Origin of the sequence: Kitasatospora fiedleri, from assembly GCF_948472415.1 — a bacterium.
Lineage (GTDB): Bacteria > Actinomycetota > Actinomycetes > Streptomycetales > Streptomycetaceae > Kitasatospora > Kitasatospora fiedleri.
On the sequence record NZ_OX419519.1, the window covers coordinates 2,540,494 to 2,559,572 of the forward strand.

Consider the following 19,079-nt stretch of genomic DNA (forward strand, 5'->3'; position numbering starts at 1 on the left):
GCACCACCCGCCGTGCCGGGGGGAGGTCCGCACCGCGCGGGCCTCCCCCCGGCGCGTCCGCGCGCCCCTGACGGGGGGTCAGCACCGGGCCGCGGCGGCCGCCGTCGGGCGCGCTACCGTGGTCGGGTGTCCGAACCGACCGCCGCGCACCCGACCGCCGACACCCCCGCCGCCTCCGCCGCCTCTCCCGCCTCCGCCGCCGGGCCGTCCCCGGCCGGTCCGGTGGATGCCTTCCAGGCCGAGCGCCGCTACCTGGGCGCGGTGGCCTACCGGCTGCTGGGCTCGGTCACCGACGCCGAGGACGTGCTCCAGGACGCCTGGCTGCGCTGGCAGTCCGCCGACCGGTCGGACGTCGCGGACCCGCGCGCGTACCTGACCACCGTGGTGACCCGGCTCTGCTACGACCAGCTGGGCTCGGCCCGGGCCCGCCGGGAGGCGTACGTCGGCGAGTGGCTGCCGGAGCCGGTGCTGACCGCGGCGGACTCCCCGCCGAACGGGCCGAGCTGGGCGAGGCGGTGTCGGTGGCGATGCTCGCGGTGATGGAGCAGCTGTCCCCGGCCGAGCGGGCGGCGTTCGTGCTGCACGACGTGTTCGCGGTCGGCTTCGACGAGATCGCCCCGGCCCTCGACCGCTCCCCCGAGGCCGCCCGGCAGCTCGCCTCCCGGGCCCGCCGCCGGGTCCGGGACGGCGGCCGGCGCGGCCCGGTCGACCCGGCCGAGCACCACCGGGTGGTGACGGCGTTCACCGCCGCGGCCACCGGCGGCGACCTGGCCGCGCTGGTGGCGCTGCTCGACCCGGAGGTCGTCTGGCACGCCGACGGCGGCGGCGTCGTCCACGCGGTGCGCCGCCCGGTCCTCGGCGCGCTCCACGTCTCCCGGCTGCTGCGCAAGCTCACCACCCGCTGGATCGGCCCGGAGCAGCCGCTGGTCCCGGCCGTGGTCAACGGCGAGGCGGGCGCGGTCTGGTACGCGGCGCCCGGCACGGTCGGCGGCGTGATGGCGTTCACCGTCGAGAACGGCCTGATCACGGCCGCGTACGTGATGGTCAACCCGGAGAAGCTCGGGCACCTCGCGGCGGAATGAGCGGAGCGGACCGAGTCGGCGGGGCGGGCCGGGCAGACCGGGCCGACGGAGCGGGCCGGGCGGGCTTGGCCGGTGGAACGGGTGGAGTGACCGGGATCACGGTCACACCCGCCCGGGCCGCTCCGTCCCCCTTCCAGCACCGCCACCGGCGGGGTTCCGAAGGAGGACGAGATGACGGGCAAGCACATCGTGGTGATCGGCGCGGGCTACGCGGGGCTGTCCGCCGCCGCCGGGATCGGCCGAGGACCGGACCGGGTCACCCTGGTCGCCCCCGAGCAGCGCTTCCACCACCGCGTCCGGCAGCACGAGATCGCGGCGGGCCGCCGGGTCGCCCGCCCCGAGATCGCCCACGTGCTGCGCGGCCGCGGGGTCATCCACCGGGCCACCCGGGCCGTCGCGATCGACCTGGCCGCCCGCGAGGTGCGCACCGAGGACGGCGGGCGGCTGGCCTACGACACCCTGGTGTACGCGCTCGGCAGCCGCACCGCCTGGGGCGGGGTGCCGGGCGCCGCCGAGCACGCGTACTCGGCGGAACGCGCCGAGGAGCTGTGCCACCGGCTCTCCGGAGCCGCCGCGCCCGGCACCGTCGCGGTGGTCGGCGGCGGCCCGACCGGCATCGAACTGGCCACCGAGCTGGCCGAGGCGTACCCGGCCTGGCAGGTCCGGCTGGTCGCGGCCGACCGGGTCGGCGGCTGGCTGTCGGAGCGCGGCCGGGCGCACGTCCTGGCGGTGCTCGGCCGCCTCGGGGTCCGGGTCGACGAGCAGCACCGGGTCACCGCCGTCACCGCGGCCGGGCTGAGCTGCGGGGACGACGACCTCCCTGCGGACGTGGTGGTGTGGGCCGCCTCGATGGAGCCGCACCCGCTGGCCGCCGACGCCGGCCTGGCCGTCAACGCCCGCGGCCGCGCCCTGGTGGACGACCACCTGCGCTCGCTCTCGCACCCCGAGGTGCACGTGATCGGCGACGCCGCCGCCGTCGACCTGCCCGGCACCGGCGAACTGCGGATGGCCTGCGCCACCGCGATGCCGCAGGGCCGCTACCTGGCCAAGCTGCTCACCGGCCGCACCGGCAAGCCGTTCTCGTACCGCTACGTCACCCAGTGCCTGAGCCTGGGCCGCGGCGAGGCGCTGGTGCAGCTGATCCACGGCGACGACTCGATGCGGCCCCGGGTGCTGACCGGCCCGGCCGGCCGGCTGGTCAAGGCGGGCATCGTCAAGGGCCTGCCGCTGTCGCTGCGCTGACCCCGGGCGCCGACGACGGCCGTAGGCCCACGGCGGCGGGCCCACGGCGGCGGGTCCACGGCGGGCGGCGGGAACGGCGGCGGGCCGGTACCCCCTCGTGCGAGGGAGCACCGGCCCGCCGTCATCGGCCCGCTTCCGGAGCTACTTCTTCTCCTTCGGGGCCTCCGCGTCCGTCGACAGCGCGGCGATGAAGGCCTCCTGCGGGACCTCCACCCGGCCGACCATCTTCATCCGCTTCTTGCCTTCCTTCTGCTTCTCCAGCAGCTTGCGCTTGCGCGAGATGTCACCGCCGTAGCACTTGGCGAGGACGTCCTTGCGGATCGCCCGGACCGTCTCGCGGGCGATCACCCTGGAGCCGATCGCGGCCTGGATCGGCACCTCGAACTGCTGGCGCGGGATGAGCTTCTGCAGCTTGCCGGCCATCATCACGCCGTAGTTGTAGGCCTTGTCCTTGTGCACGATCGCGGAGAACGCGTCCACCGCGTCGCCGTGCAGCAGGATGTCGACCTTGACCAGCTGGGCGGTCTGCTCGCCGATGGGCTCGTAGTCGAGCGAGGCGTAGCCGCGGGTCTTGGACTTCAGCTGGTCGAAGAAGTCGAAGACGATCTCGGCGAGCGGCAGCGTGTAGCGGAGCTCGACGCGGTCCTCGGAGAGGTAGTCCATGCCCTGGAGGGTGCCGCGGCGGGCCTGGCAGAGCTCCATGATCGCGCCGACGAACTCGTTGGGCGCCAGGATGGTGCCGCGCACCACCGGCTCGTACACCTCGGCGATCTTGCCGGTGGGGAACTCGCTCGGGTTGGTGACGGTGTGCTCGGTGCCGTCCTCCATGATCACCCGGTAGACCACGTTCGGGGCGGTGGAGATCAGGTCGAGGTTGAACTCGCGCTCCAGCCGCTCCCGGATGATCTCCAGGTGCAGCAGGCCGAGGAAGCCGCAGCGGTAGCCGAAGCCGAGCGCCACCGAGGTCTCCGGCTCGTAGGCCAGCGCGGCGTCGTTCAGGCGCAGCTTGTCCAGGGCGTCGCGGAGCAGCGGGTAGTCCGAGCCGTCCAGCGGGTAGAGGCCGGAGAACACCATCGGGCGCGGGTCCTTGTAGCCGCCCAGCGCCTCGGTCGCACCCTTGTGCATCGAGGTGATGGTGTCACCGACCTTGGACTGCCGGACGTCCTTCACACCGGTGATGATGTAGCCGACCTCGCCGACGCCGAGGCCGTCGGCGACCTTCGGCTCGGGCGAGATGACGCCGATCTCCAGCAGCTCGTGGGTGGCGCCGGTGGACATCATGGCGATCCGCTCACGCTTGGTGAGCTGGCCGTCCACGACTCGCACGTAGGTGACGACGCCGCGGTAGGAGTCGTACACCGAGTCGAAGATCATCGCGCGGGCCGGGGCGTCCTTGACGCCGACCGGGGCGGGGATCTTCTCGACCACGTGGTCGAGCAGCTCCTCCACGCCGAGACCGGTCTTCGCGGAGACCTTCAGCACGTCCTCCGGGTCGCAGCCGATGATGTGCGCGATCTCGGCGGCGTACTTCTCCGGCTGGGCGGCCGGCAGGTCGATCTTGTTGAGCACGGGGATGATCGTGAGGTCGTTCTCCAGCGCCAGGTACAGGTTGGCGAGGGTCTGCGCCTCGATGCCCTGGGCGGCGTCGACGACCAGGATGGTGCCCTCGCAGGCCGCGAGGGAGCGGGACACCTCGTACGTGAAGTCCACGTGGCCGGGGGTGTCGATCATGTTGAGGATGTGCGTCGTACCCGCGTTCTCACCGGACCGCGGCGCCCACGGGAGGCGGACGGCCTGGGACTTGATGGTGATGCCGCGCTCGCGCTCGATGTCCATCCGGTCGAGGTACTGGGCGCGCATCTGCCGGGGGTCCACCACGCCGGTGATCTGCAGCATCCGGTCGGCGAGCGTCGACTTGCCGTGGTCGATGTGGGCGATGATGCAGAAGTTGCGGATCACCGCCGGGTCAGTACGGCTGGGCTCTGGCACGTTGCTGGGGGTCGCGGGCACCTTGGTCCGATTTCTGATCCGATCAATATGGTTCTGTCCATCCTCCCATGCCGAACGGCCCTCGGGTCCTTCCCGGCCGAGCGGGTGTGCGGGACGATCACCCCATGATCTTGGAAAGCGCCCTGCTCGACGTCCTCCCCGGCCGGGAGGAGGAGTTCCTCGCCGCCTTCGCCGAGGCCCGCCCGCTGATCTCCGTCCAACCCGGCTTCCGCTCCCTGGAACTGCGCCGCTGCCTGGACGCGGGGCGCACCTCGCGCTTCCTGCTCCAGGTCGGCTGGGACACCCTGGAGGACCACACCGAGGGCTTCCGCCGCTCCCCCGAGTACGCGCGCTGGCGCGAACTGCTGCACCGCTTCTACGACCCGTTCCCGACCGTCGAGCACTACGGCGAGCCGCTGCTCACCGCCTGACCGCCTGATCCCTCGCCCGCGGGCCGCGGCCCGCGGGCGAGGGAACTGCACGGGAACGGCCGGGGAGGGCGGCTGGGGCGGCGGTCCGGTTTGGGCGGGCCGGGGCGGCCCTGGTAGCGTGGGGCGCTGCACTCCGCCCTCGGCATGCCCTCTCAGCTGCCCGAGCGGCACCAGGAGTGCCACCCGTCGTAGCAACGATTCACAACAGACTGAGGCTCTTTCGTGGCGAACATCAAGTCCCAGATCAAGCGCAACAAGACCAACGAGAAGGCGCGCCTGCGCAACAAGGCCGTCAAGTCCTCGCTGAAGACCGCTCTGCGCAAGGCCCGCGAGGCCGCTGCCGCCGGCGAGACCGAGAAGGCCGTCGTGCTGGCCCGCGCCGCCTCCAAGGCCCTCGACAAGGCCGTGAGCAAGGGCGTCATCCACAAGAACCAGGCCGCCAACAAGAAGTCGGCGATCACCAAGCGCGTCAACGTCGCCGCCTGATCCAGTTCTTCCGTACGGCCCCGCCGTACACCCGGTGCCACCAGGCACCACTCCGGTCGGCGTGAACCCGCGGCCCTCTACCCGCCACCGCCGACCACCCGCTCCCGGAAACCCCGGCCCTCTACCCGGAGTTCCGACGAGCCGTACGTCCCGTACCGCACGCGGCCTGCGTTCGCCACGCGGGTGCGGTACACAGCTTCACAGTGCGAGCGCCCGTCCACGGGCCTCCACTCCCTGCCCGCCCGGGCCTCCCGGGCGGGCAGTCGGCGTTTCCGGCACTCTTCCGACCGGGTCGCTTCCCTCTCCCGAACGCACCGGCGAGGCACCCGGACCCGCCCGGCCCGGAACGCCCCACCGACACCGGCCGGCCGGCAAACTCCCAGCCCCGGCAGGTGTACGCGGGTCCCCTGGTGCCTAGTAGGGGCGGGAACCGGCCCGGGAGGCGCGGGCGACGGCGACGACGGCGCGTTCCAACGCGTACGCGGGGTCGTCGGAGCCGCCCTTCACAGCGGCATCGGCCTGGGCGACGGCGGTCAGCGCGGCGGCCACCCCGTCGCCGGTCCAACCGCGCATCTGCTGGCGCACCCGGTCCACCTTCCACGGCGGCATGCCCAACTCGCGCGCCAGGTCGGCGGGCCGCATATTGCGGCCGGCCGAGGCGAGCCGGCCGATGCTGCGGACACCGGAGGCGAGGGCATAGGTAATGCCGGTCGGCGGCTGGCCGACCGCCAGCGCCCAGCGCAGCCGTTCCAGCGCCTCGGCGGCCCGGCCGGTCACCGCAAGGTCGGCCACCTCGAAGCCGGTCGCCTCGGCGCGACCGCTGTAGTACTTGGCGACCGCCGCCTCGTCGATCGGGCCTTCGATGTCGGCGGTCAACTGGCTGCACGCGGCCGACAGTTCCCGCAGATCGCTGCCCAGCGAGTCCAGTAGCGCCTGGCAGGCCTCGGGGTTGGCGGCCCTCCCCAGGGTGCGGAACTCGTTGCGGATGAAGGCCAGTTTCTCGCTCGCCTTGGTGAGCTTCGCGCAGGCGACCTCCCGGGCGCCCGCCTTCTTCGCCGCGTCCAGCAGCCCCTTGCCCTTGGCACCGCCCGCGTGCACCAGCACCATGATCACTTCTTCGGCGGGCGACTCCAGGTAGGCCTTGACCTCCTTGACCGAGTCCACCGAGAGGTCCTGCGCGGCCCGGACCACGATGACCTTCCGCTCCGCGAAGAGCGAGGGTGTGGTGAGCTCCGCCAACTGCCCGGGCTGCAGCGCCCCCTGCGCGAGGTCCCGGACGTCCGTGTCCGGGTCCGCCGCCCGGGCCGCCGCCACCACCTCGGCAACCGCGCGGTCCAGCAGCAGCTCCTCCTGGCCGACCGCAACGGTCAGCGGGGCGAGCAGGTCGTCGGGTGCACTCTTCCTGGCCATCGCCTACCAGGATCGCACGCCATACGGACAGCCCTCCGCGCCACGTCCTCTTCCCGTACCGCACCGGGTGCCTCCCTTCCCTGCCTCCTGGCACCTCCGCACGCCGCCCGCCGGGGAAGCGGGGCCGGTGCCGTACCGGCTGCGGGGCCGAGGACAATAACGACGTGATCGAGAACAATGACCGTCAGTTGCTCGTCCTCCCCGACCGCGATGCGGCGGAGGAGGTCGCTGAGGAGTTGAGCGCGCGCTGGCCCGAACTGGGCGACGTCGAGGTGGTCCGGGATTCCCTCGCCGGGGAGGACGACGCCGAGGACGCCCAGTGGCTGGTGGTGGTGGAGGCCCCCGAGGAGGACGGCTGGACCACCCGCCTGCTGAGCGAACTCGACCAGCTCGTCGCCGAACAGGACGGGTGGCGGGAGCAGGGCTGACGTCCCGCCCCGTTCGCCACTCCCCTCGTCACCGCCTGGCCCCGCCCGAGCGAGGTACACCACCCGCTCGGGCGGGCGCTTCGGCTCCGGACCGTCCCCCGGCCCGGCCCCGCCTCGGGCCGGGCCCAACCCCGGGTCGGGACCGCTCAACCGTGAACCGGGTGCGGGTGCGTCGCCACGGCCAGGTCCCTCGAGTCGCCCAGAACCGCGATGTCCCCGGAACTGTCGGTCCGGACCACCGTCGCCCCCAGCGCCTTCAGTCCCGCCACGGTCTGGGACGCCGGATGCCCGTACGGGTTACCCACGCCGCAGGAGATCAGGGCCAACCGCGGACGGAGCGCGGCCATCAACGACCAGTCCTGGTTCGCCGACCCGTGGTGCGCCACCTTCAGGACATCCACCCGTCCCACCCCGGGCGGCCCCGGACCGCTTCGAATCGTGCCCAGGCCGGCACCCGCACCCCCTCCCGCAGGGACTTCACCTTCAATCACCGTACTTTCCAGTGGATTTGACGCTCCACCTCCTGGTTCGAGCAGCGAAGACGAAGACTTGGCCATCGGCGAGAGTGGCGGCACGCCGAGTGCCAGCAGGGCGGACTGGGCCGGAGGTTCCAGGTCTCCGAGCAGGGCGACCCGCAACGGGGCCGTGGGCGGGCCGAGCACGGCGAGGATCGCGATGCTGGAGTTGTTCGGCCCCTCGGCGTCGGACGCCGGGGGCGAGGTGGGCCACAGGACCTCCCAGGTGAGTTCGGCCCCGGCACTGCGCCGTTCGCCGCGCCGCGCGTGCACCACCGGGATGCCGCCGCCCGCCGCCCAGCGGAGCACCCGGGAGCGTTCGCCGTCCGACTCGTCCGAGGTGGTCACCTCGATCGCCCCGACCGACCGGCCGCGCAGTACGCCGGGGATGCCTTCCGCATGGTCGGCGTGGAAGTGGGTGAGGAGCAGGAGGGGAATCCTGGTCACCCCGAGGCCCCGTAGGCAGGCGTCGGCCGTTTTGGGGTCGGGTCCGGCGTCCACCACCACGGCAGTGCCCGGCCCGACGGGCAGGACCGTCATGTCGCCCTGCCCGATGTCGCACATCGCCAGCCGCCAGCCCGACGCGGGCCACCCGGTCGCCAACCGGACGACGGAGGGCGGGCGCAGCAGCACCAGCGGCAGCAACAGGGCGACCACGAGCGCCACCAACACCCTCGTCCGCCGATGTCGGCTCTGGCGGCCGGCCAGCAGTGGTGGCACCGCCCAGGCCAGCGACACGATCACCACCACCAGCAGGGCCGCACCGAACGTCCCGGCGGGCCAGGCAAGTTCGGCCCCCGGAAGTTCCGCCCCGCGCCTCGCGACAGCGGCCAACCAGCCGACCGGCAGTGCCGCGAGGTCCGTCAGGAACTCCGCGGTTCCCTTGGAGAAGGGTGCGACCGTGAGCGCGCCGAATCCGAGCAGGGTGGCCGGGGCGACCGCGATCTCGGCCAGCAGGTTGCACGGCACCCCGACCAGGCTGACCCGGGGCGCGAGCAACACGGTGACCGGCGAGCAGAACGCCTGCGCCGCCGCGGTGGCACCGACCGCCGCCGCCAGGTGGTGCGGCCAGCGGCGCGCCCGGAGCGCCGCCGTCCACCGCGGGCCGAGCACCAACAGTCCGGCCGTGGCCAGCACGGAGAGCAGGAACCCGTACGAGCGGGCCAGGTACGGGTCCACCAGGATCAGGATCAGTACCGCGCCGGCCAGCGCGGGGACGCCTCTCCGCGGTCGGCCGGTGGCCAGCGCGAGCAGACCGATCAGCCCGGTGGCCCCGGCTCTGAGCACGCTCGGGTCGGGCCGGCAGACGGTGACGAACGCCAGCGTCAGCGCGGTTCCGAGCAGCGCCGTGGTGCGGAACGAGAGGCCCAGCAGCCCGGCCAGGCCACCGCGTCCTGGGGCGTCGGGTTCACTGGGCGTGCCACCGACCAGGACGGCCAGGACGATCGCCAGGTTGGCGCCGCTCACCGCGACCAGGTGACCCAGGTCGGTGGCCCGGAACGCGTCCGCCAGATCGTCGGGCAGCCGCGACACGTCACCCACCACCAGTCCGGGGAGCAGCCCGCGCGTGTCCGGCGGAAGGTGGTCGCAGGCGTCCCGAAGTCCTTTGCGGAGGTGGGCCGCGAGGCGCTGCGGGAGGTTCGGCGGAGCGATGACACGCGGCTGCCCCTGAGGGACGAGCAGCGCCGCGCTGTCGCTCCGGGACCTCCCTCCCGCCGCACCGGCCGTCGGTGGCCGCTCCGGCAGCACCTCCGCCCGCAGTTCCAGTTCGGTGGATGGGGTCAACTGCCTCCAGGGGTAGTCGTCTTGGGAGCGGACCAGCAGAGTGACAGGTGTGCGGGTCGCGATGGGCGGCGGCGGAGAGCCGCCGCGGGGGCGCGGAGCGGCACGGACTCGGGTGACGAGTGCGGAGATGGTGAGCGTCGGTCTGGACAGGGAGCTGCCCTGGGTGTGCGAGCCGTGCTGTTTCGGATCGCCCGTGACGGTCAGCTCGACGGTGATCTCGGGATGGGCAGGTTTCTCGTCCACGGGCTGCTCCGCAGCGCCCTGCCCGTCACCGTTGACCCGCTGCCCGACCGCAGCGGGCGGTGCGGCGGGACGGGCCAGTGCGGGCAGTGGGCCGCGGTGCAGGTCTGCGGTGTGCAGGACGGTGGTGGTGGCCGCTGCGGCGGCGGTCAGCAGGACCGCCGCGGTCAGACGGTGAATCGATCGACGAGGTCCTTTCGTGGCGAGCAGGACGAGGGAGGCCGGCGCAGCCACCAGGGCGGCCAGCAGCAGCAAAGGGTGTCGGTCCGAATCCAGAGCGGGGACAGCGGCGGTCACTGCCCATGCGGTGCAAGCCGGGAGGAGCAGTCGGTAGTCGGTCCGGTGGTGAACGAGAGGCGGCGCGGCCGGCATCGAAGCTCCTCCTTTCGGCGGGGCAGCGGGCGGCGGTGAACGGCGGGTGGTCCACAAGGCAGCGGTGGTTTCTTCCCGTGCACGACCTCCTTGGCGGGAAAGCTGGTTGATGCTCTCGATTCGTCTGGGAGCTTGGGTAGGCGCAGGCTCGGGCCAATGCGGCGGTTGGCCAACAAGCCTTCTGTAAAGCCGACTTGGCGACTGTTTCGGTAAAGCCGTGCGGACTCACCGGTTTTCGGGGCTGTACTCGGCGTGAGGTCTGCTCACCTCACGCCGAGCAGCGAGAGCTGAGCAGGGGCAGCCTCCCGACAGCGATGCAGCAGCGTTTGTCGCGGTGGCCTCACCACAGGGGGTGGGCCCGGTCAGAGCTCGGGCGGAGCGGTCAGAGCCGTCCGACCGCAGGGGCGAAGTACGTGGTCGAACAGAGCGGCGAAGGTGGTAATTCGAGTCTCACCCCCTGTCTCCTGGTCGGCAGGCGGCGGGGTCCCCGGCCAGGACCCGCAGTGGCAGTACAAGACGTGGCGTGCAGCAGGAGCGAGCTGAGACCTCCTCGTACGTTCTCAGGCCGGACGATGGCCCGGCCGAACCTGGCGGGAGCGACCGGTCAGAGGGTCAGGAGCGGTTTGAGGTCTTCGTACTTCCGCGGGCCGATGCCGGGGACTTGGCGGAGTTGGTCGACGGATTGGAAGGGACCGTGGGCGAGGCGGTACTGGAGGATGCGTTGGGCCAGTGCGGGCCCCACGCCGGGGAGTGTGTCGAGTTGGTCCGCGCCGGCGCGGTTGAGGCTCACGGGGCCTGCTGGGGCTTCGCCCGTGGCCGCGCTACCGGGGAGGGGGTCGGTGCCTACGAGGATCTGCTCTCCATCGGTCAGTGGGCGGGCGAGGTTGAGGAGGCTGGTGTCGGTGTCGGGGAGCGGGCCGCCGGCGGCGGCCAGGGCATCGGCGACCCTTGAACCCGCGGGGAGGGTTCGCAGGCCGGGGTGTTGGACTTTCCCGGCGATGTCGATGACGAGGGGCGGTCCGGTCGGCTGGAGTACTGCCGCTCCTTCCGTGGTCCGGTCGGAGACGGATTCGGCTGTCGCGACAGCGGGGACGGAAACGGGGTGCGGTCGGCCGAGCCAGAAGTGCTGGACGGCATAGCCCGTGGCGAGGACGAGCAGAACGGTCAGACCGAGTACGGCCCGGCGGTCGAGGGCGAGCGCGCCCGGGAGGCGGAACCGCAGGGGCAGTTTCGGCGGGGTGGTGTGGGACACGGCGGCGGGGTTCGGGGTCGGTGGAGCTTCGGGTGGCGGCAGGTCCAGGTCCGACGGAGTGTCGGCCCAGTTGTCGTCGAACGGATCGGAGTCGGCGGGCCACTCCGGAGAGGAAGCGCCTTCCAGCGGGTCGACGCCGTCCCGAATCGACGCTCCGCCGCCGGGAGGATCTCGCTCCGGCGGCGAATCGGCTCTCGATGCCACGGGCGCTTCCGCCCGCACCGGAGCAAGGGGTTCAGCTGTCGCGATCTCTTCGGGTCGGCGTTCCGAGAACGCCGCCGAATCGGACTCCGCGTCGTGCGCCGACCACAGCGGCAGACCGTCTGCGGCAGCTGAAGGCGGTTCGAGTGCGAGGAGGTCGGAGTCGGCAGGCAGGTCTGCCGGGAGGATTCGGTCGAGACGGACCCGGGCGGTTGCGATGGCCAGACGGCGACGGGCTTGGGGGGTGGTGATGGTCCTCATGCCGAGGACAGTAGAACGGTGCTGACGACCCGTCGGAGAATTCGCCCACCCCTGTGGATAACTCCGGCTTGTGGATAACTCTTGTCGCTCGAACGAGTGATTCCAGCGGGGTTCAGTCCGACGATGCGACGATCGGAGAGACCACTACGGCCAGCAATCCGGGGCCGACGTGCGCACCGATCACAGCGCCGACCTCGCTGACGTAGAGCTCTTTCAGCCCGGGCACCCGTTCCCGCAGCCGTTCCGCCAGTGGTTCGGCCCGGTTTTCGGCGGCCAGGTGGTGGACGGTGATGTCCACCGGCCGCTGACCCGCGCGTTCGACGGCGATCTCTTCCAGCCGGGCGATCGCCCGGGAGGCGGTGCGGACCTTCTCCAGCGGCTCGATCCGCCCTCCGGCCAGGTGCAGCAGTGGTTTCACCGCCAGTGCGGAGCCGACCAGTGCCTGAGCGGTTCCGATCCGGCCCCCGCGCCGCAGGTGCTCCAGGGTGTCGACGTAGAAGAAGCTTGCGGTGCCGGCGGCCCGGTCTTCGGCGGCGGCGACCACCCGGTCGAGGTCCACCTCGACGGCGTCGGCATCGGCGTCGACAGCTGCGCCCTGGCCGCCGTCAGTTCCGTCTCCGCCTCCGCCTCCGCCGCCGGACGCCGAACCGGCCCGGGCCGCGTCCAGCGCCTGGGCCGATTCGGCTGCGGCCAGGACGCAGCTGCCCAGGGCCATACCGACCAGTCGGCTGTCGACCACCCGGACTGGGATCGAAACCTCGGCGGCGGCCAGTTGGGCGGCCTCCGCGGTGCCGGAGAGCTCGGCCGACAGGTGGATGGAGACGATGCCGCGTGCACCGGCTTCGGCGGCCGCCCGGTAGGCGGCGGCGAAGGTCTCGGGGCTGGGGCGGGAAGTCGTCACCCGCTGCTTGGAGCGCAGGGCCTCCGCGACGTCCTTCGGGGAAATCTCGACGCCTTCCGCGAAGACCTCGTCACCCACCGCGACGCTGAGCGGGACCACCCTGATGCGGTGCCGGTCCACTGCCTGCTGGGGCAGATACGCGGTGGAATCCGTGACAAGTGCGAGGTGGCCGGGCATGTGCCGGAGGTTACCCGCCACGGGGCCGAGAAGACAGCGCTCGTTATTCGGTGGTTTGCTCCTCAGGGGGTGGGGTAATTTCTCCGCACACGGAAAGCGACCGTCTCGTGACGCGGGGTCAGGGGCGGTTGGGTCCTGCCGGGTTCGGCTTGCGGAGGCGGTCGGCGAGGCGGGAGAGCGGCTCGGCGGCCAACCCCAGCAGTTCCTCGGCACTGGTCGGGCGGCCGGAGCCGAGTCCCTTGCGGCGGTCGACGGGCTCCTCCGCAGAGGCGGCGGTGCCCGGGGAGTCCGTTCCGTCGGCGGGGGCCGAGGCGGTGCCGAGGCCGTCAGCGGCAGTGGGCTCGGCGGGGGTCCAGTGGCGCAGAGCACCGGCCTCGTCCTGGCACTCCTTGCCGAGGCGGGCGAGCTCGTCGTCGGCGAAGCGGCGCATCCGGTCCTGGGCGGCCCAGCGCAGGGAGTCCGCGGAGTGGGTGATCCGCTCAGTGCGCTCGCGCAGTTCGGGGAGTTTGGCGGCGACCCGGCTGTTCTGCGGCTCGCGCTCCAGCATGCGGAGTTCGGAGTCGAGTTCCGCGGCGTGCGAGTCGAGGCGGGCGAGCAGTTGGAGCGCGTCGCCGAGTTGGCCGTCCTGCGGGAGGCCGGACTCCAGGACCTGGCGGGTGGAGTCCAGGGCGGTGCGCAGGGACAGCCGGAGCGCAGCGATCCGGCCCTGCTCCCCCGGCCTGGTGATGCTCTTCGCCTTCAGGGCCGCGTTCTCCACCGCCCGCTGGGCGTTGGCGCTGTGTCGGTCGACCTTGGCCGCCACCGCCTTCGCCGCCTTCACCGTTCCGACCACGGCCATCACCAGCAGCGCCACCCCGAACAGCGCGACCACTACACCGAGCGCTTCCATCAGGAGCCCACCTTCCGCCCGTGACCGGCCCTGGACCGCCCGGTGCGGTCCGCGCGTCCGCCGGAACCTCCACCGTAGCCCGGAGCGGCGACCGACAGCAGGTCGCGGGCATGCCTCAGGCCCGAGATCAGGGACAGCTCAGGGATGTCCCCAAGCGATCTCCCTTACTCCCGGACGGTGTCCGCACCCTGCGGCCCAGGTCGGACCCGTTGCCCGGCCTGCATTCGAAGGCCACATCCGAAGGCCACCCACGAGGGCCGCATCCGAAGAGCACGCACGAAAACCACGCACGAAGAACGGAGCCACCTTGTTCGCACTTCTCCGACTGCCGGCCCGCCCGTACCCGTGGACGGTAAAGGGCCGGCCACCCCGCGGCGGGAGTGACCGGCCCGATCCGGCCGACAGCGGGTCGGCCCGGGTCTCGTCAGGCAGTGACGATGTTCACCAGCTTCGGCGCACGGGCGATGACCTTGCGCACCTCCGCGCCGCCGACGGCCGCGACCACGGCCGGGTCGGCCAGGGCCAGCGCCTCCAGCTCGGCGTCCGAGATCGACGGCGAGACCTCCAGGCGGGCCTTGACCTTGCCCTTGATCTGCACGACGCAGGTCACCGTCTCGTCGACCACGTACGCCGGGTCCGCGACCGGGTAGTCCGCGAAGGCCAGCGACTCCTCGTGGCCCAGGCGGCGCCACAGCTCCTCGGCGATGTGCGGCGCCAGCGGGGCGACCAGCAGGACGATCCGCTCGGCGACCGAACGCGGCGTGGAGCCGCGCTTCACCAGGAAGTTGTTCAGCTCGATGGCCTTGGCCACGGCGGTGTTGAACCGCATGCCGGCCATGTCGCCGCGGATGCCGTCGATCGCCTTGTGCAGCGCGCGCAGCGTCGCCTCGTCCGGCTCCTCCTCGGTCACCACCAGCTCGCCGGTGACCTCCGAGACGATGTTGCGCCACAGCCGCTGCAGGAAGCGGTAGGAGCCGATCACGGCCCGGGCGTCCCAGGGGCGGGAGACGTCCAGCGGGCCCATCGACATCTCGTACAGGCGCAGCGTGTCCGCGCCGTACTCGTCGGCGAACTCGTCCGGGGCGATCGCGTTCTTCAGCGACTTGCCCATCTTGCCCGCCTCGCGGCGGACCTGCTCGCCGTTCCAGAAGAACTCGTCGCCGATCTCCTCGACCTCGGCCGCGGGCACCGGGAAGCCACGGTCGTCGCGGTAGACGTCGGCGGTGATCATGCCCTGGTTGAACAGCTTGTGGAACGGCTCGACCGAGGAGACGTAGCCCAGGTCGTGCAGCACCTTGTGCCAGAACCGGGCGTACAGCAGGTGCAGCACCGCGTGCTCGGCGCCGCCGACGTACAGGTCGACGCCACCGGCCGGCTTCTCGGCGGTCGGGCCCATCCAGTAGGACTCGTTGGCCGGGTCGACCACTGCGGAGGAGTTGACCGGGTCGATGTAGCGCAGCTCGTACCAGCACGAACCTGCCCAGTTGGGCATGGTGTTGGTCTCGCGGCGGTAGGTCTTGACGCCGTCGCCCAGGTCCAGTTCGACGTTGACCCAGTCCTCGTTGCGGGACAGCGGGGTCTTCGGCGAGGAGGTGGCGTCGTCGGGGTCGTAGGTGTGCGGCGAGTAGTCGTCCACCTGGGGAACCTCGACCGGCAGCATCGACTCGGGCAGCGCGTGCATCGCGCCGGTCTCGTCGTAGACGATCGGGAAGGGCTCGCCCCAGTACCGCTGGCGGCTGAACAGCCAGTCGCGCAGGCGGTAGTTGACGGTGCCTTCGCCGATGCCCCGCTCGCCCAGCCAGGCGGTGACGCGGGCCTTGGCGTCGACCACGGACAGGCCGTTCAGCGACAGGCCGTCGCGCTCGGAGTTGACCAGCACCGAGTCGTAGGTGTCGAAGGCGTCGTCCCAGGTGTGCGGGTCCTCGCCGCGGCCGTCGGTCGGCCGCACGACGCAGCGCATCGGCAGGTTGAACGCCTGCGCGAAGGCGAAGTCGCGGCTGTCGTGCGCCGGGACGGCCATGATCGCGCCGGTGCCGTAGCCCATCAGCACGTAGTCGGCGATGAACACCGGGATCTGCTCGCCGCTGACGGGGTTGACCGCGAAGGCGCCGGTGAACACGCCGGTCTTCACCTTGGCGTCGGCCTGGCGCTCCACGTCGGACTTGGCCGCGGCCGCGGCCCGGTAGGCGGCGACGGCGTCGGCCGGGCCGACGGCGCCGCCGGTCCACTCGTCGCGGGTGCCGGCCGGCCACTCGGCGGGGACGATCGTGTCGACCAGGGCGTGTTCGGGGGCCAGCACCATGTAGGTGGCGCCGAACAGGGTGTCGGGGCGGGTGGTGAAGACGGTGACGGTGTCGCCGCCGACCGCGAAGTCCACCCGGGCGCCCTCGGAGCGGCCGATCCAGTTGCGCTGCTGCAGCTTGATCGCCTCGGGCCAGTCCAGCAGGTCCAGGTCGTTGATCAGGCGGTCCGCGTAGGCGGTGATGCGCATCATCCACTGGCGCAGGTTCGACTTGAACACCGGGAAGTTGCCGCGCTCGGAGCGGCCGTCCGCGGTGACCTCCTCGTTGGCCAGCACGGTGCCCAGGCCGGGGCACCAGTTGACCGGCACCTCCTTGGAGTAGGCCAGCCGGTACTCGCCCAGCACCTCGTCGCGCTCGACGCCGGACAGTTCGGCCCAGGCGCGGCCACCGGGCACCTCACGCTCGCCGGACTCGAACTCGGCGACCAGCTCGGCGATCGGACGGGCCTTGCCGGCGGCCTCGTCGTACCAGGAGTTGAAAATCTGCAGGAAGATCCACTGGGTCCAGCGGTAGTACTCGGGGTCGATCGTGGAGATCGACCGGCGCGAGTCGTGGCCCAGGCCCAGCCGGCGCAGCTGCTGGCGCATGTTGGCGATGTTGTCCTCGGTGGACACCCGCGGGTGCACGCCGTGCTGCACCGCGTACTGCTCGGCGGGCAGGCCGAAGGCGTCGTAGCCCAGGGTGTGCAGGACGTTGTGCCCGTTCATCCGCTGGAAGCGGGCGTAGACGTCGGTGGCGATGTAGCCCAGCGGGTGTCCGACGTGCAGGCCCGAGCCCGACGGGTACGGGAACATGTCCATGATGAAGCTGTGGGGCTTCGCGGCGACGGGCGAGCCGTCGGCCAGCGGGCCGGTCGGGTTGGGGGCGTTGAACGTCCCCTCCTTCTCCCACAGGTCCTGCCAGCGGGACTCGATCTCGGCGGCCAGCGCGGCGCCGTAGCGGAAAGGCTCGGTGGCGGCTTCGGCCGCGCCGGAAGCGGGGGTCGTCTCGCTCATGGTCCTTCAGGCTCCATCGTCATCAGTCAGCGAACAGGCCGTAGAAAGCAGAAAACCCCTCCGCAGGAGGGGACGCCACGCCGACTCCGGCCGTCAAGCCGGTCCTGGTCAGCGCGGCCGGCTAAGAAGCAGGCGCACAGTTCGCATGGGCTCAGGGTACCGCACCCCTTCAACCCGCTTTCGCGCCACCGCGTCAATCCCCCGGCCACACAACCTGGCCCGCCGCGTCCCCACCGGCCGCACGCCCCGGCCCCGCGGCCCGGAGCCCCGAGCCGATCGCGGCTACGCCTCCGCGCGCATCGCGGTGTCGAAGTCCCGCAGGGCCCGGGCCACCCGCGCCGACTGCATGCCGGCCGCGAGCAGCCGCGCCCGCTCCGCGGTCCGCTCCGCCTCCGCCCGCTCCCCGGTGCGGCGATAGGAGTCGGCGAGGCGCACCATCAGCAGCGCCTTGGCCCGGGCCCGCTCCACCGAGAGCGAGCCGATCGCGGTGAGCAGCAGGCTGCGCGCCTGCTCGTGCTCGCCGAGCAGCAGGTACCCCTCGCCGACCATCCCCTCCAGGTCGGCCCGTTCCTGCACGTGCCCCGTCGCGTCCGCCAGCACCCGGAACGCCAGCTCGGCGACCGCCTCCGCGCTGATCTGCTCCCCCTTGCGGCCGTGCGCCCGGGAGATCCGCCCCAGTTGCAGGGCGCGTTCCCGGGGCGTCAGCACGCCGTCGGCGGCGCGCAGCGCGGTGGAGAGCATCGCCACCGGGTCCAGCCCCCGCCCGCCGGAGTTGTACGTCGCCTGGACGGCGAGGCAGCCGACCACGCCGACGCCGAGCCGCGGGTCACCGGAGACGTGCGCGGCCCGCAGCGCGGCGACGAAGGCCCGCTGCGCGGCGGCGTCGTTGCCCATGTCGTAGTTGGCCCAGCCCACCAGCCGGGCCAGCCGGCTGGCCGCCCCGTAGAGTTCGCGGCCGAGCGCCTCGTCGTAGCTGCCGAGCTCCAACAGCTTTCCCAGCATGGCGAGTTCGGCCTTGGCGAGGTCGAGGATCAGGCCGCCGCCGTAGGTGCGCTCCAGCCGCTGCTTGGATTCGTAGGACAGCCGCAGGTCGGCCAGCTGCTCCGGGGCGATCCGCAGCGCCCCCTCCCCGCCGGTGACCGGCGGCGGCGGGGAGGCCCAGTGCCGGGCCGCCTGTTCCAGTTCGTCGCCGCGGAACAGGTCGGTCAGGCGCACCGGGGCGCCGTCGGCGCCCGCCTCGCGGAGTGCGGTCTGGGCGGTGTCGGCGGTCCACGGGTCGGTCAGCAGCCGGGGCGAGAGCATCTTGGCGCCCCGGTGGGAGCCCATCTGCCCCCAGAGCTGCTCGTAGGTGACGGCGATGCCGACGCTGCGGCCCAGCACCTCGCAGACGGTCTGGTCGTGCGGCGAGCGCGGCACCATGCCCCGGTCCCGCCACTTGTACGGCGCGGTGGAGCTGATCGCCAGGCCGGCCGGGAGCACCGCGTTCACCTCGCGGGCCAGCCGCTCCGGGCTCCAACCGAGCTGGTGGAGTATCCGGGCGAGCTCGTCGTTCCGTTTTCGCACCAGGTCGGCCATGCCACGACGGTAGCGGCCCCGCGCACCGCCCGGCAGGGGAGTCCCGTGAACGACCGAAGGCCGCCCCTCTCGGGACGGCCTCCGGACTGCTGTGGAGCTAAGGAGAATCGAACTCCTGACCTATTGCATGCCATGCAATCGCTCTACCAACTGAGCTATAGCCCCATGCTGTTACTGCTACTACCACCGTCACCTGCGGTTTCCCTCGGCGACATCGATAACTCTACACGGTCGGCGCCCCCGGCCCTAATCCGTTCCGACGCCCCCGCGACGGCCCCGGCCGCCCCCTCCCCCACCCCCCTCCTCGCCTCCCGCCCCGACCCCGGCCCGCCCTCCGGACCCAGCTCCGGACCCAGCTCCAGGCCCGGCCCCGCCCTAAGCTCCAGGCCGAGTCCAAGAAACACCGAAGGCCGCCACCCTGTTCGGGCAGCGGCCTCGCGGAACTGCTGTGGAGCTAAGGAGAATCGAACTCCTGACCTATTGCATGCCATGCAATCGCTCTACCAACTGAGCTATAGCCCCGCGACACTGACGACCACTCACGG

Annotated in this window: 14 protein-coding genes and 2 tRNA genes; 6 read left to right on the forward strand and 10 right to left on the reverse strand. The window is 72.2% G+C overall.

What is annotated here, in order from left to right:
- The first annotated feature begins 126 nt into the window (after positions 1-126).
- The 3 genes from QMQ26_RS11865 to QMQ26_RS11875 all read left to right on the forward strand — a co-directional run bounded on the left by QMQ26_RS11865 (position 127) and on the right by QMQ26_RS11875 (position 2,324).
- Positions 127-540 (forward strand): sigma factor, encoded by a 414-nt coding sequence (locus QMQ26_RS11865; RefSeq protein WP_282205683.1) that lies wholly within the window; start codon positions 127-129, stop codon positions 538-540.
- Complete coding sequence (locus tag QMQ26_RS11870; RefSeq protein WP_282205684.1) at positions 540-1,082, forward strand: sigma factor-like helix-turn-helix DNA-binding protein; 543 nt, start codon at positions 540-542, stop codon at positions 1,080-1,082. Before QMQ26_RS11865 ends, QMQ26_RS11870 begins: the two co-directional genes overlap by 1 nt.
- A gap of 171 nt (positions 1,083-1,253) precedes the next feature.
- Entirely contained in the window at positions 1,254-2,324 is a 1,071-nt protein-coding gene (locus tag QMQ26_RS11875) for an NAD(P)/FAD-dependent oxidoreductase (protein WP_282205685.1), read from the forward strand.
- Between the two features lie 141 nt (positions 2,325-2,465).
- Here the strand turns inward: QMQ26_RS11875 and lepA are convergent, their stop codons facing one another.
- On the reverse strand, positions 2,466-4,334 hold the full coding sequence (gene lepA, locus QMQ26_RS11880) for a translation elongation factor 4 (protein ID WP_282205686.1): 1,869 nt from the start codon (positions 4,332-4,334) through the stop codon (positions 2,466-2,468).
- A gap of 104 nt (positions 4,335-4,438) precedes the next feature.
- On the opposite strand from lepA, the gene QMQ26_RS11885 reads away from it, so the two are divergent.
- A complete protein-coding gene (locus QMQ26_RS11885; RefSeq protein WP_100836108.1) occupies positions 4,439-4,744 on the forward strand; it encodes an antibiotic biosynthesis monooxygenase family protein in 306 nt (101 codons plus the stop codon).
- A gap of 222 nt (positions 4,745-4,966) precedes the next feature.
- The gene (gene rpsT / locus QMQ26_RS11890; protein ID WP_099899135.1) at positions 4,967-5,230 is read left to right on the forward strand and encodes a 30S ribosomal protein S20; all 264 of its coding nucleotides are present in this window, start codon (positions 4,967-4,969) and stop codon (positions 5,228-5,230) included.
- Between the two features lie 414 nt (positions 5,231-5,644).
- Here rpsT and holA read toward each other — a convergent pair whose 3' ends face one another.
- Positions 5,645-6,640, reverse strand: coding sequence for a DNA polymerase III subunit delta (gene holA / locus QMQ26_RS11895; RefSeq protein ID WP_282205687.1), 996 nt, complete (start codon positions 6,638-6,640; stop codon positions 5,645-5,647).
- Between the two features lie 164 nt (positions 6,641-6,804).
- Here holA and QMQ26_RS11900 point away from each other — a divergent pair, with 164 nt between their 5' ends.
- Positions 6,805-7,068 carry a hypothetical protein gene (locus QMQ26_RS11900; RefSeq protein WP_100836110.1) on the forward strand — a complete coding sequence of 88 codons (264 nt, stop codon included), beginning with the start codon at positions 6,805-6,807 and terminating at the stop codon, positions 7,066-7,068.
- A 146-nt stretch (positions 7,069-7,214) separates the two neighbouring features.
- Here the strand turns inward: QMQ26_RS11900 and QMQ26_RS11905 are convergent, their stop codons facing one another.
- The 8 genes from QMQ26_RS11905 to QMQ26_RS11940 all read right to left on the reverse strand — a co-directional run bounded on the left by QMQ26_RS11905 (position 7,215) and on the right by QMQ26_RS11940 (position 19,056).
- Positions 7,215-9,863 (reverse strand): ComEC/Rec2 family competence protein, encoded by a 2,649-nt coding sequence (locus tag QMQ26_RS11905; RefSeq protein ID WP_282205688.1) that lies wholly within the window; start codon positions 9,861-9,863, stop codon positions 7,215-7,217.
- A 721-nt stretch (positions 9,864-10,584) separates the two neighbouring features.
- Complete coding sequence (locus QMQ26_RS11910; RefSeq protein WP_282205689.1) at positions 10,585-11,694, reverse strand: ComEA family DNA-binding protein; 1,110 nt, start codon at positions 11,692-11,694, stop codon at positions 10,585-10,587.
- Positions 11,695-11,806: 112 nt separating this feature from the next.
- Positions 11,807-12,772, reverse strand: a complete 966-nt coding sequence (locus tag QMQ26_RS11915; RefSeq protein ID WP_282205690.1) for a DegV family protein — start codon at positions 12,770-12,772, stop codon at positions 11,807-11,809.
- A gap of 118 nt (positions 12,773-12,890) precedes the next feature.
- On the reverse strand, positions 12,891-13,661 hold the full coding sequence (locus QMQ26_RS11920; protein WP_282205691.1) for a hypothetical protein: 771 nt from the start codon (positions 13,659-13,661) through the stop codon (positions 12,891-12,893).
- A 424-nt stretch (positions 13,662-14,085) separates the two neighbouring features.
- Positions 14,086-16,959, reverse strand: a complete 2,874-nt coding sequence (gene leuS / locus QMQ26_RS11925) for a leucine--tRNA ligase (protein ID WP_282205692.1) — start codon at positions 16,957-16,959, stop codon at positions 14,086-14,088.
- A 282-nt stretch (positions 16,960-17,241) separates the two neighbouring features.
- Positions 17,242-18,534, reverse strand: a complete 1,293-nt coding sequence (locus QMQ26_RS11930; protein ID WP_282205693.1) for a tetratricopeptide repeat protein — start codon at positions 18,532-18,534, stop codon at positions 17,242-17,244.
- Positions 18,535-18,626: 92 nt separating this feature from the next.
- A tRNA-Ala gene (locus QMQ26_RS11935) sits at positions 18,627-18,699 on the reverse strand.
- A 284-nt stretch (positions 18,700-18,983) separates the two neighbouring features.
- Positions 18,984-19,056 (reverse strand) — tRNA-Ala (locus QMQ26_RS11940).
- Between the last annotated feature and the right edge of the window lie 23 nt (positions 19,057-19,079).

Bases quoted from the DNA above. Each gene is read 5' to 3' on its own strand.
- QMQ26_RS11870 (WP_282205684.1), top strand. From the start codon at position 540: ATGGAGCAGCTGTCCCCGGCCGAGCGGGCGGCGTTCGTGCTGCACGAC.
- QMQ26_RS11875 (WP_282205685.1), top strand. From the start codon at position 1,254: ATGACGGGCAAGCACATCGTGGTGATCGGCGCGGGCTACGCGGGGCTG.
- QMQ26_RS11885 (WP_100836108.1), top strand. From the start codon at position 4,439: ATGATCTTGGAAAGCGCCCTGCTCGACGTCCTCCCCGGCCGGGAGGAG.
- holA (WP_282205687.1), bottom strand. From the start codon at position 6,640: ATGGCCAGGAAGAGTGCACCCGACGACCTGCTCGCCCCGCTGACCGTT.
- QMQ26_RS11910 (WP_282205689.1), bottom strand. From the start codon at position 11,694: ATGAGGACCATCACCACCCCCCAAGCCCGTCGCCGTCTGGCCATCGCA.
- QMQ26_RS11915 (WP_282205690.1), bottom strand. From the start codon at position 12,772: ATGCCCGGCCACCTCGCACTTGTCACGGATTCCACCGCGTATCTGCCC.
- QMQ26_RS11920 (WP_282205691.1), bottom strand. From the start codon at position 13,661: ATGGAAGCGCTCGGTGTAGTGGTCGCGCTGTTCGGGGTGGCGCTGCTG.
- leuS (WP_282205692.1), bottom strand. From the start codon at position 16,959: ATGAGCGAGACGACCCCCGCTTCCGGCGCGGCCGAAGCCGCCACCGAG.
- QMQ26_RS11930 (WP_282205693.1), bottom strand. From the start codon at position 18,534: ATGGCCGACCTGGTGCGAAAACGGAACGACGAGCTCGCCCGGATACTC.